The organism is Cellvibrio sp. PSBB023 (genome assembly GCF_002007605.1).
Classification (GTDB): domain Bacteria; phylum Pseudomonadota; class Gammaproteobacteria; order Pseudomonadales; family Cellvibrionaceae; genus Cellvibrio.
In genome coordinates this window covers 4636376-4651021 of sequence record NZ_CP019799.1, presented here as the reverse complement: position 1 = coordinate 4651021, position 14646 = coordinate 4636376, and the positions used below count along the sequence as shown (strand labels likewise).

The 14646-nt window shown below is 48.0% G+C and carries 12 protein-coding genes; 5 read left to right on the top strand and 7 right to left on the bottom strand.

The features are described 5' to 3' along the window. Positions 1-10: 10 nt before the first annotated feature. The 4 genes from B0D95_RS20060 to B0D95_RS20045 form a co-directional block, all read right to left on the bottom strand. Positions 11-1891, bottom strand: coding sequence for a YfiR/HmsC family protein (locus B0D95_RS20060; RefSeq protein WP_168172498.1), 1881 nt, complete (start codon positions 1889-1891; stop codon positions 11-13). A 192-nt stretch (positions 1892-2083) separates the two neighbouring features. Then, entirely contained in the window at positions 2084-4039 is a 1956-nt protein-coding gene (locus B0D95_RS20055; protein ID WP_078045529.1) for a family 43 glycosylhydrolase, read from the bottom strand. 37 nt (positions 4040-4076) lie between these two features. Beyond that, on the bottom strand, positions 4077-6026 hold the full coding sequence (locus B0D95_RS20050) for a glycoside hydrolase family 97 protein (RefSeq protein ID WP_078045528.1): 1950 nt from the start codon (positions 6024-6026) through the stop codon (positions 4077-4079). A gap of 94 nt (positions 6027-6120) precedes the next feature. Beyond that, entirely contained in the window at positions 6121-7485 is a 1365-nt protein-coding gene (locus B0D95_RS20045) for a family 43 glycosylhydrolase (protein WP_078045527.1), read from the bottom strand. A 266-nt stretch (positions 7486-7751) separates the two neighbouring features. Here B0D95_RS20045 and B0D95_RS20040 point away from each other — a divergent pair, with 266 nt between their 5' ends. Then, positions 7752-7943, top strand: a complete 192-nt coding sequence (locus B0D95_RS20040) for a Thivi_2564 family membrane protein (RefSeq protein ID WP_078045526.1) — start codon at positions 7752-7754, stop codon at positions 7941-7943. Positions 7944-8041: 98 nt separating this feature from the next. Here the strand turns inward: B0D95_RS20040 and B0D95_RS20035 are convergent, their stop codons facing one another. Both B0D95_RS20035 and B0D95_RS20030 read right to left on the bottom strand, forming a co-directional pair. Further along, entirely contained in the window at positions 8042-9121 is a 1080-nt protein-coding gene (locus tag B0D95_RS20035; RefSeq protein ID WP_078045525.1) for an aldose epimerase family protein, read from the bottom strand. Positions 9122-9186: 65 nt separating this feature from the next. Further along, positions 9187-10284: a family 43 glycosylhydrolase gene (locus B0D95_RS20030; protein ID WP_078045524.1), complete on the bottom strand. Its 1098-nt coding sequence runs from the start codon at positions 10282-10284 to the stop codon at positions 9187-9189. A 108-nt stretch (positions 10285-10392) separates the two neighbouring features. Here B0D95_RS20030 and B0D95_RS20025 point away from each other — a divergent pair, with 108 nt between their 5' ends. The 4 genes from B0D95_RS20025 to B0D95_RS20010 all read left to right on the top strand — a co-directional run bounded on the left by B0D95_RS20025 (position 10393) and on the right by B0D95_RS20010 (position 12677). Beyond that, positions 10393-11451, top strand: a complete 1059-nt coding sequence (locus tag B0D95_RS20025) for an arabinan endo-1,5-alpha-L-arabinosidase (RefSeq protein WP_078045523.1) — start codon at positions 10393-10395, stop codon at positions 11449-11451. 153 nt (positions 11452-11604) lie between these two features. Continuing rightward, positions 11605-11955 carry a type II toxin-antitoxin system RelE/ParE family toxin gene (locus B0D95_RS20020; RefSeq protein ID WP_078045522.1) on the top strand — a complete coding sequence of 117 codons (351 nt, stop codon included), beginning with the start codon at positions 11605-11607 and terminating at the stop codon, positions 11953-11955. 5 nt (positions 11956-11960) lie between these two features. After that, positions 11961-12263, top strand: coding sequence for a helix-turn-helix domain-containing protein (locus B0D95_RS20015; RefSeq protein ID WP_078045847.1), 303 nt, complete (start codon positions 11961-11963; stop codon positions 12261-12263). Between the two features lie 150 nt (positions 12264-12413). Then, positions 12414-12677, top strand: coding sequence for a hypothetical protein (locus tag B0D95_RS20010; RefSeq protein WP_078045521.1), 264 nt, complete (start codon positions 12414-12416; stop codon positions 12675-12677). 9 nt (positions 12678-12686) lie between these two features. Here the strand turns inward: B0D95_RS20010 and B0D95_RS20005 are convergent, their stop codons facing one another. Further along, positions 12687-14633, bottom strand: a complete 1947-nt coding sequence (locus B0D95_RS20005; RefSeq protein WP_078045520.1) for an amylosucrase — start codon at positions 14631-14633, stop codon at positions 12687-12689. Between the last annotated feature and the right edge of the window lie 13 nt (positions 14634-14646).

Sequence of the window (14646 nt, the reverse complement as noted above, 5' to 3'; positions counted from 1 at the left end):
AGCAGCACGATTATTGTTCTTTATGCGGCAGTGTTATCAGCGGTTTAATGGGCAGTGGCAGCTCCACAATAAAACGGGCACCGCGACCTAACTCGCTTTCCACACGAAGAGTACCGCCCATAATTTCACACAGCTGACGACTAATGGATAAACCTAAACCACTGCCCTGATATTTACGGGTAGTACTGGAATCGGCTTGTTTGAATGGATCAAAAATACTCGCCTGTTGCTCCTCAGAAATACCTATTCCGCTATCGGTCACGCTGATAAATATTTGCTCAGGGCGATGGTAAGCCTGCACTTCCACCTTACCCCGTGGAGCAAATTTAATCGCATTGCCCAACAGGTTGATTAAAATATGCAACAGCTTTTCCGGATCGGCAGCGGGCAGGGTTTCACCATCATCCACATCCACGCGCAAGGCTATAGCATTTTTTTCCAACAGCGGACCAACCGCACCCAGCGCTTCATCCACCAAACGCGACAGGCGCACCGGCGTGAGATCCAGCTCCATGCCACCCGCTTCAATTTTGGCTAAATCCAACACGCCGTTAATCAGCTTTAATAAGCGCTCACCGTTATTAATCACACGCTGCAAATCATTAATATGGGTTTCATCGTCGGCCAGCTTTAACTCTTCAATAACGACTTCGGTATAGCCAATAATCGATTGCAGCGGCGTACGCAATTCATGGCTCATCAGCGAAAGAAACTCACCCTTGGCTTGGCTGGCATCCTCCGCTTTACGTTTGGCAATAGCGAGGCGATCCTGCGCCAGCTGCAGATCCTGACTGCGAATTGCCAAGCGCCGGTTGTCACGCCGCTTGATAATATAGGCAATAAAAACAGTGATGATTAACAGCACCCCTAAAACCACAGAGCCCCACAAATAACGCAATGCGACCTGCTGTGAATCCACCATCTGATCCAAACCAACAATCGCATTTTTTTGTTCAAGAATGGTTTTTTCCAAGGATCCAATCGTCGTATTCAAATAGGCAAGGCGCTTTTCACGGGAGTCAATTTCACTCAGAATATTTTTCAAATAGTCTTGCTGCGAATCCAACTCAGCGGTGCGCGACTGCACTTCATGCACTAGCGTTTCCCGTTCTTGACGGCTCAGTTCAATCTGCGACTGCTGCTGTTGCAACTGACTTTTTTGCTCGGCGATCAGTGTATCACTGGCATCAATGTTCCTTGCCAAGTCAGCCATCTGTTGCTGCAGGTTATGGTTAATCCGCTCCTGATTATCGATGGAAGCCGTTAATTCTTTTAAAATTTTCTCGCGGTTGCGCAACTGCTTTTGCAAGGCAGCCAATGAAGCTTGTCCCTCGCGATACAAGCGCGCCACATCAATTTCGGTACCGCCACTTAAAATCAATTCAGACTGAACCGCTAACCCCTGATTAATAATATTGGGTTTATTCACCTCGAATTTAATACGCCCGCGCGTCGAGCTTATTAAATTGATCATCACTAGTTGTTTATTGTTGTAATCGCGCGTAACTAGCAATACCGGCTTGCCATCCAAGGCATCATAAATATCGCTGATGGTTTTTTTATCGGTGCGTTCCAGATACACCAACTGATAGGTCGACAAATCATCCGCTGCCGTCACCTGCTGATAGCTGACAGGCAGCCCATGAATCTTTACTTTTTCACGCATCACCGCTAATGCGGACACCAATGCGGGGTCAGCATCACCATAAAGGGCAATATTAAACGAGCGAAGGGATTTAACATTAGGCCATTCGATATGTTTGGCAAAGTTGTACAAATACGAAGCAACAACCTTTTGCTCTTCAAGCGGCTGCGCGCACAGACGCGGAGCCCAGAGCACCAAACAGGCCATATACAGGCCAAACCAGAGGGATAACAAAACTGGGCGCATATACCGGTTCTTGATTTTATTGGTTGGTATGGAGTGAAGAGAAACCGCAAGATCAGCTCGCCCCCCTAGCCACACCCAAGTGACTAGCCGCTGCTGCGCCCGCGCAACGCAGCATAACCGGTTCATTTATGAAGTGCAAAACAAAGGCTGCCGGGCGGGTAGCACTTGCGCGCTACCCGCCTCTAGTCAATATTAGTGAATGGATTTGAGTTGGAAACGTTGACCGTCGCTGTTCAGCCATTGGGCTTGTGCGAAATTGGCGTGATCGGCAATGGCGCCATGGGCCAAGTCCAGTACCAGGGCGCTTTTGCGATTAGCGAGTTTAACGGTGCCATCAGCCAGGAATTCCACTTGCCATTGTGTATAGTCTTCACCGCATTGCGCTAATTCGACATTGCTGCCGGGGACAATCGATTTTCCGGCAACCGCCATACACAGCTGTGTATTAGCGCTGGATTGGATATAAAAATAGCCTTCATTAGCCGCCGTTATATTCCAGCGCTGACCGACGCTATTTTGCCACTCGCGTTGTTCGATATTACTGCCCGGCACAATGCTATTAGCAGCAATGGAAATGGCCCTGCCGCTTTGGATACTGGTGATGGCAAGCTCATGCTCCGGTTGCAAACGCCATTGCACGCATGCCGCTTTTTCTGTAACAAACTGAGGAATATCATCCACTGATTTTGCTACTTCTTTTGGCTTAGACTCCTGACAATTTGCAAAACGCAACTCTTCCTGGGTTTGTGCATTGACCAGTGTTACCCAGCCGAGCAAATGCGGTTTTACTTGCCACTGCTGGCAGAGTTGGTTATGCCACGGCAGGGCGGCTAATTCGCCTGTTTTATCCAAATCACATTGCGCAGCACCAGCCGTTAAAAATAGTCCGCTACTATTTACTAAACGGTAATTGCCATTGGTGGTGTAATCCAGACTCCAAGTTACAGCTGTATTCTCCCCGGCATTAGTATCATCACAAGCTGCAACAGAAATGCTTCCATTATTGTCAGACACCACACAACTATTATCAGCTTTGTTTACCAATGAAACTTGTGTGCCCTGCACTGTAGTGATCAAAGGACCATTCTCACCAGAAGGAGATGCAACCGGTGTACCGGCGGCAACTGGCTCACCAAAGTTCGGCGTGTCATCGTCATTCCAGGTAAATTTTTGTGCGCGAACAGAGCGCGTACTGCTACAGCCTTCCAGCTCACTGGCATTACCGTGGTAAATCAACCAGTCTTCTGTACCATCGGGCGATTTAAAGAAACCATTGTGGCCAGGACCGTAAACACCATTGCCTTTGCTAAATACTGGCTTGTCAAATTTATGCCAGGAATCCACTTTTAACGGATCATCCCCCACCAATTCAATCAACCCCAATTTGTAGTCCGGCGTGTTGCAATAGCTTGCGGAATACACCATAAACGTTTTGCCGTTGCGTTTTAAAATTTCCGGGCCTTCATTTACTTTACGACCAGAAAATTCCCATTCGTATTGCGGGCGCACAATTAATACACGCTCGCCTTCTACGGTCCAGGGGTTGCTCATTTTGGAAATCCAAATAGTTTGCTCATCACCCACCCACTGCGACCAAAGCAAATACAATTGACCATTGTGCTCAAGGTAATTGCCATCGATATTCCAAATATCGGGCATGGGTGAGCCTTTGTAGGTGTAGGGGCCTAGCGGGTCTTCGCCCTGGCTTTCAATCACGCTTAAATGCTGTCGATCCAAATTTTCCGCAACACCTGAGGTATACATTAAGTACCAACGGTATCCATTTGGTGTATTCAGGCGATGGAATTCAAACGCCCAAAAGTTACAGCAGCGCCCCAAATCACTTTCAGACCACACATTAATAGGTGTGGCTGTTGCAAGGCCGCCCAAGGTGGGGGATTTCCGCATAACCAACTGCGATGTCCAGGTGGTAGTGGTTAAATAATAATTGCCGTCAAAATATTCCAGCCATGGGTCTGCACTGTTGGGAAAAATAGGATTGGTAAACGTATTGGCCAACTGCCCGGCTGTTTGGCCTGATTCGCTTTGCGCGGTAGATACCGCGCTTTTTTCGGTGGGCGCATCAGGCTCTTTACCGCAGCCGAGCAATAGCGTTGGCAATAACAATAAGGATAATAATTTTTTCATAACACCTCTCTCACATTTATGTTTCTCATTTTTAATTTTATTTCAGCACCATCACAAAACCGGCACTGGGGCGCAAGGTAATAGTGAGTGTTGTCGCCGCCCCTATATCTTGCTGTGAAAAACTGCGCTCAGTATCACCACTGGTAATTAACACGGCGTTTTTATGAGCAGCAAAGCCTAGATCCAGATTCAGCGTTTTATTGTCTTGCTCCGCATTAATACCGGCGATGTACCACACATCACCGGCGCGACGAGCAATAGCAGCGTATTTACCGGGGTAGCCATCGATAAACTTCACCTCGTCCCACTCGCGCGGCAAGTCTTGTAAAAACTGTTTCACGTATTCAGGTGCGGTGGCCATGCCTTCCGGAATTTCCGCAAAATGTTGGATGCCGGAAATCATTAATACTGACTCAGCCAATTCAAATGAATTTTCAGTGACACGTTTAATATTGGGAATATCACCAAAGGCCATGGGCGTGAAATCCATAGGGTCAAACACGTTGCGAGCAAATAACGACATTGCTACGTGTGCCGCTACCGAGTCTTGATCGGCTTGAGAGAAGGTGGTGAATTCGAAGCCTTTGATCGCCTCTACTGTCATTAAATGGGGATAGGTGCGCTGCCAGCCGCGCGGTAAGGTTGCACCGTGGAAATTGAGTAGCAATCCCTCTGCTGCTGCATCAATCATGATATCGGTGTAATAGGCAATCATGGATTGCCCATCGCCGGCGAAGAAATCTATTTTTAATCCTTTCACGCCTATTTTTTTCAGTCGCGCAAATACAGCTTTGCGCTGCTCATGGCTAAGCAATTCACTTTTGGGGCTATAGGGTGTTTTATTCCAATCGCCCGAGGAGTTGTACCACACCAGAATGCCGATTTTTTTTTGCGCCGCGTAATCCACCAATTCCTGCAACTTTTCATAACCGATTTTTTTATCCCAATCGGCATCAATCAGGGTGTAATCCCAATGCATTTCAGCGGCGTAATCGATAAAGGTTTTCTGTACATCAAAGGTGGTGAAATCATCTTTTAATATTGCCCAGCTCCAGGAAGCGTGACCGGGTTTTATCGCTTCGTCCGGCACACTGATAGCAGGCTCAGCGAGATCAGTCCCCAAGGTGGATTCCATAATGCGCGGTAAATCACCCATTGCCAGGATGCGCCAGGGAGAGATTAAATCGCCACTGCTGTTAGCAAGCAAAGCACCTTTTTCACCGTTAGGGGCGATAAAAATCTCTGGAGATTGTGGCGGTGCAACGCGGTACTCGCCATTGGGGGATTCATGATGCAAACGCGAGGCATGCCAATCGCGATTGATTCCGGCTTCGGATACCAACACCCAATTATCGCCGGTTTTAAATAGCGCGGGAAATGCCCAACCCGCCCCCAGAGTGGAGGGCGTACCTACGGCAATATCCATTTGATAATGCTCTTCATAGGAGGGATTGGTATTGCTCCAGCCGGTTTGAGCAACGGACATAGGTTGCAACCAGGCGCGGGTATTTTCGGCGAACTGAAAACTGGTCGTTTCGTTAACAAATGTTTTGTTGGCGATAAGGGAATCCTTCACCGCATAGCGAAAGGCAACGCCATCATCAGATACGCGAAAAGTCAGTATCAGTTTTTGCTGTTGCGCATTCAAAATTGAAAATGTTTGTTCATTGGCATGGTAGGTGATGTGACTTTTTTTACCGACACGCAGGGTGTAATCATCACTTACGGGGATCACGCGAGAACGCGATTCAATAGTGACACCTTGAGTGAAATCGGCAGAGGTTAATTGCAAGCCCAAATCTGATTGCAAAATCACCGGTTGCGCCGCACGCGTTACCGAATAAGCCAGGGTATTTTGCTCTGTCACAAATATGCTAACACTGATATTTGTGTCGGGGCTGGTAATCACGTCTGGCACCTTTTTACTGCACCCACTACCCAAAACCCCTATACCTATCACAAGCAAAATACTGGCTATTTTTTTCATCGTATATCTCCATTTATTTTTTAATGCAGGTTAGAAAAGCGTAACGCCCTCCAGCAACATGAGTACTGGAAGGCGTTATTTTTCCCACCCAGTTTTATTTCAAGCGGGTCAAACTGAATTGTTGGTTGGTAGCACCGGTGGCATTCCATTGAATAATTTGCGCACCGTTGGCGGTACTTACATTCAATACATCCAACGGCAAATTACTCAGTTGTGAGCGAAGCGTGTAGTAACCACTGCTATTCGTCAGGCTCCACTTTTGCCCTGCACCACCCCAATAATCCCACTGAGCAATGTTGGCGCCAGCGGCGGTTGAGTTGTCGTACACATCCAGACTTTTCAGGCTAGCCGCATTAATCACACTGTAGTAACCCGTGCCCTGATTAATCACATACCATTGTTGTGCGCGATAACTATTCCAGGTTTCTTGTTGAATCATGGCACCATTGGCCGACGATTTTGCAGCGGGCATAAGATCTTTATTGCTGTGACGTGCAGTAATGCGATACAAGCCATCGCTTACACCGCCGCAACTGGCAACAGAAAAATTGCGCGTCAATGTCGGCCAGCCATTACTGTAAGTCATGCTTAAAATATCCAGCTTGGCATTACCGTTATCGTTCAAGTCGTAATAGTGGATGGAGGTGTAATTACAACCATCTTGCTTCAATACACCAATGTGCCCGGGGCCTTTGTATTTGCCGTCGGTATTGGGCAACAGGGTACGCACATTGGTGTAAGGGCCGTAAATGGAGGTAGAGCGCGCGACTTGCACGTAGTAGGTACTGCTCGCGCCGTTACAACAAGCGCCGCGATTAATAAAAAGGTAGTAATAATCACCATTGCGTGAAATATAGGGCGCTTCAATATCGGCGTGATTACCGCCGTAAATTTTGGTCACACTGCCGTTGAGCTTCCCGGTGCTCTGGTTAATTTCCGCCAAACCAATGCCGCCAAAAAATGAGCCATAACTCATGTACACCTTACCGTCGTGATCGCGGTAGAGCGCCGGATCAATCGCATTGATTTCCGCACTGCCGCCCCATGACTCCACCACCAAACCAAGATCCTGCCAACTTGGCGAGGTGAGCGACGCCGAACGCGCAACACCGATTGCCGATACCGAAGTACCAAAGGTGGATACCGAGTAATAAAGGTAGTAATAGCCGTTCATGTGAATAATGTCCGGCGCCCAGAAAGAACCACTAAAACCGGGGATTTTGCTGTAAATCCAACTGGGATAGGTGGTAAACACCGGCGCAGGCCCGCCCGTCCAGGTGGTGAGGTTGGTCGATGTGGAGTACCAGATTCCCGTACCCGTGGTGAAGTGAAAGTAGGTATTGCCATCCTTAACGATGGTGCCCGGATCATGGGAATTGGTTAACCCGGAAAGTGTAATAGCCGATGCACCATAGCAACACAGCCAGAGGCCAAGCCCCGCTAAGATCGATTTAAACATAATGATTACCTGTAGATTATTGTTAGACGGTAGGTTGTGATTGATATTGTCTTAATATTATAAGACAAATTGATTTTACCCAGAAAAATCCTCCCAGCCCAAGGCTTTTCAAGAATATTTACAATCAAAAGGAGAAATATAAAACCCGACAAGCACCGGTTGGGTTCGCTAACGCACCGTCGGCAAACGGGGTTTTACGTAAGATAAGAACAACTTACAGGCCAACACTGGCCGCCCCTCGTTAGCAATTTATAAAGGAAAACACTATGGACTCTATTATTAACCTTATCGTCTATCTGGTCGTCTTCGGCCTGATTTGGTGGTTGGTAGCCCTGCTGCCCCTGCCGTCACCCGTTGCCCAAGTAGTAAGGGTTTTATTTATTATCATGCTGATCCTGATAGTGCTTTCGGTATTCGGGATTATTCCCGGTGGTTATTTGCCGCGACTTAGTCTCTAGTTTGAAATGATGGATTGAACGAATTCAGCCACTAATAAAAAAACGCCCTGCATCTTTATGCAGGGCGTTTTTGTTTAGATCGCAACGTTAATTAAAAATCACTTCACCGACAATTTAAAAATAGTGCGGGTTTTATATTCATCGCCAGGGCGCAAGACTATCGACGGGAATTGCGATTGGTTGATGGAATCCGGGTGGTGTTGGGGCTCCAGGCAGAAGCCGCTACGTTTTTGGTAGGTGATGCCTTTGCCACTGAGCGAGCCATCCAAAAAATTACCGGAATAAAATTGTACGCCCGGCTCTTGGGTAAAGACTTCCAACACTCGGCCAGAGGTTTGCTCTTCCACCCGCGCAGCCAAGGTAAGCTCTTTGTAGGATTTTTGGTTGATAATAAAATTGTGATCGTAACCAAAGCCATTTTTGATTTGTTCATGATCCGCATTAATTAGCTCGCCAATTAAACGCGGCGCGCGGAAATCAAATGGGGTTCCTGCCACGGGCATTAAATCGCCCACTGGAATTTGTGCTTCATTAACGGCGTTAATATGATCGGCAAATATTTGCGCTTTGTGGTTGAGAATGTCGCCCCCACTCTCTGCACTGAATGCGGCGAGGTTAAAATAACTGTGCTGCGTGAGGTTTACCGGTGTGGCTTTGTCAGTTGTGGCGAAGTAATCCACAATCAACTCACCATTATGTGTGAATTGATAAGTAACAGTCACACTCAAATTTCCGGGAAAGCCCTGGTCGCCATCTTCACTCAACAACTGCAATGTTAAAATCGGCCCATTTGCATCTTCAGCGGTGGAAGCACTCCAGACTTTTTTATCAAAACCGACGGGGCCGCCGTGCAAATTATTGCTGCCGTTGTTCGCCGTTAAATGGTAAGTCTCGCCATCCAATGTGAATTGTGCATTGGCGATACGATTACCAACGCGGCCAATCACAGCACCAAAATAGGGTCCAACCTCCAAATAGGGCTCCAGGGTATCAAACCCCAAAACCACATCGGCCAGCGTGCCCTGTTTGTCGCGCATATGCCACTCGGTGATGATGCCGCCAAGGGTGATAATTTTTACGCAGCTACCGGGTTTGTTGCGCAGCGTATATTCAGTCACAACATCACCTGCGGGTGTGGTGCCGAATTGTTTTTGTGAAATTGCCGAAGATGTGCTCATTAAAAAATAGCTCTCGATCGCTGAAATAGTAGTAGGTTAATCATGGTAATGGCCAAGCGCGGCGATCATTCGCTGTCAGTTCTGTGTTGCCCAAAATCCGGAAAACCTTCGCTGGTCCAGTGGAGGCGGCGAATATAGGTGTGGCGATTGGGGTCTGTCAGCGGTGTGCCCTGCAGCTCTGCATAATCGCGCGCATGATATACCAGCACATCGGTTTTACCATCATCATCCAGCGTAAAACTGTTGTGGCCGGGGCCAAAGCGTTTCAATGCTTCATTGGTGAAAAAAATCGGTTCGGGGGATTTGTGCCAAGCGGCTTTGTCCAGCAAATCCGCCTCCACATCGGCCCACACCAAGCCCACAGCATAGCGATGGTCGGTAGCGCTGGCAGAGTAGCTGATAAAAATCTTGCCGTTGCGAATAATCACCGCCGCACCTTCATTCACTTTGTAACCCTGAATTTCCCAGTCCAGCGTGGGGCGAGTAATTTCCACTTCCACCGCACCAACCTGAGTGGGTGAATCCAATGTGGCGAGATAAAGTGCTGAGTTCATAGTGCCCTCAGGATCGCTTTGTGCCCACACCAAATAGCGCTGCCCTTTGTGCTCAAACACGGTGGCATCCAGTGAGAAGGAATCACGCGCGGTGCTTACACGACCTAGCTCTTTCCACTCACCCTGCATAGGATCGGCCGCTTCATTGGCCAATACATACATGCGAATACTGCCGCCCACACCTTGCTCACCCGCCGCAAAATAGATGTACCAGGTGTTATTAAAACGATGTAATTCCGGCGCCCAAATACTGTCACTCATGGGGCCTGACTCGTGTTTCTCCCAAATCGTTTTTTCATCTGCACTGGCAAGGCCACGCAAGGAACTGGCACTGCGCAATTGGATGCGATCAAACTTGGGCGCGGTAGCAATAAAATAATAATGACCTGAATCGGTACGATAAATTTGTGGATCAGCGCGCTGGGGGATAAATGCCGCCGGTAATGCCTCGTTACTTATCGAACTGGATTCCTGCCCGGCAGATGCATTTACCGCCGCCGTCTTCGTTGAGCTCGACTCACCGCATGCGCTTATCAGCACACTGGTAAAAAGAATAAAGACCGCGCGCAGTGCCGTGATGCAACATGGGGGAAATTGGATACTGGTCATAGATTACTCTCCTCTGTGAAACCGGCCTTTACACCGGTTAACTGTTATTATTAATGGAATAATATTATATTACATATTAAGACAAATCGACCTATAAGAGAGTTAACTATGGTAAACAGCCCCCTACCACACCGCTTTCAGCAGCTTTGTAGTCACCTGTTTGGCAAGCTTGCCCTCTTGCTGGGCAGCCTGCTCATCGCCAGCCAGAGTTATTCCAAGCAAGTGGATGTGCACGACCCGGTCATGGCGCGGGAAGGTAATACCTGGTACCTGTTTAGCACTGGCCCTGGCATCACTATTTACAGCTCCAGCGACAAGGTGAACTGGCGCTATTCCGATCGCGCGTTTGCCGCCGAACCGGACTGGGCAAAATCAGTCGCACCGGAATTTAACGGGCACCTGTGGGCGCCGGATATTATCCAGCACAATGGCTTGTTTTATTTGTATTACTCCGTGTCTGCCTTCGGCAAAAACACCTCCGCGATTGGTGTGACGGTGAATAAAACACTGAACCCGAAATCCCCCGACTATCGCTGGGAAGACAAAGGCATAGTGATTCAATCTGTGCCCAACCGCGACAACTGGAATGCCATTGACGCCGCCGTAATATTCGATGAGCAGGGTCAACCCTGGATGAGTTTTGGCTCCTTCTGGGGCGGTTTGAAAATAGTTAAATTAAACAGCGACTTGACCCGCCCTGCTGAACCGCAAGAGTGGCACACCATTGCGCGCCGCGATCAGGTACCGGCTGGCACGAGTAGCAACGCAGGTCCCGGCGAAATTGAAGCGCCATTTATTTTGCGCAAAGGTGATTACTACTACTTATTCGCTAGTTGGGGTCTGTGCTGCAAAGGCGCAGACTCTACTTATCATTTAGTGGTTGGACGTTCCAAACAAGTAACCGGCCCCTACGTTGATCGCGCTGGGAGAGACATGAATGAAGGTGGCGGCAGTTTATTAATCACTGGCAACAAAAACTGGGTTGGCCTCGGCCACAACAGCGCTTACTCCTGGGACGGCAAAGAGTATTTAGTACTGCACGCCTACGAAACGGCAGATAAGTATTTGCAGAAACTAAAAATAATGAACATCACTTGGGATAAAGAAGGCTGGCCAATGGTTGATACCAAAGAATTGGATAGCTATCAAAGCAAGCGCATCAAGTAATCAACCGCCTCACCAAGCCCGGCTTTTTATCGATTAACAATACAAATCGATAACCTCTGATACATAGCTTATCCCCATTAGTAGTTTCATAGGCTTAGATCAATAATAGGTCTAAACCTATATTAAGGACAATCTGTAACCGCCGGAGGGCAAATGTGGGAAATAGAGACGACCGATACCTTTGATAAGTGGTTTGATGAATTGGAGGATAGCGACAGGGCCAGCGTAATCGCCTCACTGTTGCTACTGAAGGAAAAAGGGCCGCAACTCGCAAGGCCCTACGCAGACACAGTAAAGGGCTCAGTTCACGGCAACATGAAGGAACTACGAGTGCAGAGTAACGGAGAGCCTATTCGGGCCTTCTTTGCATTCGACCCGTTGCGCCGAGGAATTCTACTCTGTGCGGGTTGTAAAACTGGCGATGAAAAACGGTTTTATAAAATCATGATCCCAATAGCAGACAGAGAATTTACCGCTCATTTAAAGACATTGGAAACGAGGTGATCATTGTGGCCAGAACATTAGAACAGATACTTGCAAACGAAAAACCAGAGGTCGTGGCCCAAGCTCGTGAGCAAGCAGATGCAATGCTGCTTAATATCCATTTAGCGGAGTTACGTGAACTCGTAGACAAAACGCAAATGGAAATTGCTGCGGCGCTTGGCGTTAAGCAGCCCACGATTGCAGAAATGGAGAAGGTCGGTAGAGATATAAAACTTTCTTCCTTGAAGCGCTATGTAGAAGCAACGGGTGGAAAGTTACGCCTGGATATTGAATTACCAAATGGGACTCATTGGGGATTCAGTGTGTAAATTGCACAGTACAGCATCACAATACCCATTTTTTCTTAATAACTTTTTACGCATACCCGCCGGTGGTTATTAGTTTTAACTCGTTGTTTAACCCCATGCAAAGGTCTAGGCTGTATAGGCAAAAGGCCAGCGTTTAATGGGAGACAAACTATGAGCCACCACATTATGAACCACGAAAAATGGTTGCGTGAAGAACAGGGCGAAACGGCGCGTGAATTAGCTGAAATTTTGCGCCTTGCGCAAGAAATGGGGCGTCGACTGTGTAATGAAACCCACGGCGATATGTACGATGAAGTGCGACTCTTGATGTCGCTCTTGCATCAAACCCGTGCGCAGGCGGATTTGATTGATGCACAGCTCAATTCAGCAGATCCCGTTGCTGAATTATTGCGTCGCCGCGAAACGCGTCAATAACCCTGTTCGCTAGTTCACTGCTATTGGCAAATATAACCACAGCACCTGATAGGCTGTTAGCCGGAGGAGGTTGCTGAAATCCAACATAACTGACTGGTGCTCAATCAGGTCAGTCACTTCGCGCGCAGGCAGCAGGTGATGCAAAATGTCTGCGCTGAGTTCGCGCTCGCTATCACTGAAATTACACAGTACCAATAATCGCTCACCGTTATCCGTTTGCCTCAAATAGGCAAAACAATGGTCGCTGCCTGTACGCAGAACCTGTGTGCTCGCTGCACCAAATACCGGGTATTTTTTTCGCGTTGCAATCATTTTGCGCAGCCCTACATTCACCTGGTATTGCGGTGTTCCAGGCTGATGTGCCAATGCGATGGCTTGTGCGTCAATACGTGGACGATTTACCCAGCGTGCATCGTGCAATTTGTGCGGATCGGTTTGGAAACTGTAATCGTTCAGCATGGCCAGTTCATCGCCCGCGTATAACAGCGGTATGCCGCCAATGCTTAATATCACACTGTTCAATAACAACATGCGTTTGATTGCCAATTCAATCAGTGATGGCGAGTTTCGCTCCAATGCTTGTTGCAACCCGGCGAGGGATGCGAGCGAACCACACACACGGCAATCGCCATTTTCCGGGTTCTCCTGGAAGCCCAACCCAACGGCAAATGAATTTTCAAACCGGCCTGTGTAAAACTGATTTAAAAACAGCCGATGGTTGTAGCCATTAATACCTAAATGCGCCGCGTCGCCATCGTCAAATGTCCAACCTATATCATCGTGACAGCGCACATAATTCACCCAAGTACACTGCGGATTAATCGCAAACCGGTGGCTTAAACTTTGGGTAATCAACCGCGTTTTTTGCGTGGCAAGGCTATTCCACAACAGCGCCATTAATAAGGGGTTATAAGAGAGTTGGCATTCGTTGGGCGCGATGTATTTCACCACTTCATCCGGATGCACAATCGCTTCGGATTTAAACACCACTGCCGGTGCCACGATTTGCAAGCAGCAATTAAAGGCTTTTATTAATGCATGGGCCTTGGGGCGATTTTCACACATAGTGCCCAGGTCTTTCCAAATAAAGGCCAATGCATCCAGCCGCAATGAATCGCACCCCAGATTGGCGAGAAATAACATTTCATCCACAATTGCGCGAAATACCGCGGGGTTGCCGTAATTTAAATCCCATTGGAAATTATTAAAGGTTGTCCACACCCATTTTTGAATGTCTGGCAAATAACTGAAACTGCCGCGCCGTACACTGGGGAAAATTTCACGCAGGGTTGCATCGTATTGATCCGGAAGCTGCCGGTCATCAAACATTAAATAATAATCCTGATATTTCTCATCGCCCGCACGGGCTGCCTTGGCCCAGGCGTGATCGTCAGCCGTGTGATTAAACACAAAGTCCAACACCAGGCTAATGCCCGCTTCGTTTAAAGCTTGTGCCAACATTTGCAAATCTTTTGTTGTGCCCAATACCGGGTTGACGCAGCGATAATCCGATACCGCATATCCACCGTCACTATCCCCTTCTGGAGATTTATAGAGCGGCATTAAATGTAAATAGGTCAGCCCCAATTCCGTGAAATAGGGAATTTTTTCACGCACACCGTTTAAATCGCCAGCGATTAAATCCACATAACAGGCCATACCCAGCATCTGCTCCGATTTGTGCCAGAGCGGATCAGCAAGGCGCTGTTTGTCTTTCTTTTTCAGGCGCGCATTGCGCTGGGCAAATTGACTGGCGAGGGTTTTCACCAATTGTTGCAGGTGATAATGCAAGTCGTAGTGTTTGTCGTACACCTGCAAGAGCAAATCAAACAGTGCCGGAAAGTGTTGATCCAGTCGGGACAACAACAGCTTGTGATCGGTTTTTGAAAGCGAGGATAAATCGATGGCATGGAGAATACGCGTTAAACACCGTTTACTTTCACTGGAAGGGTTCATAGTGTTATCCCGA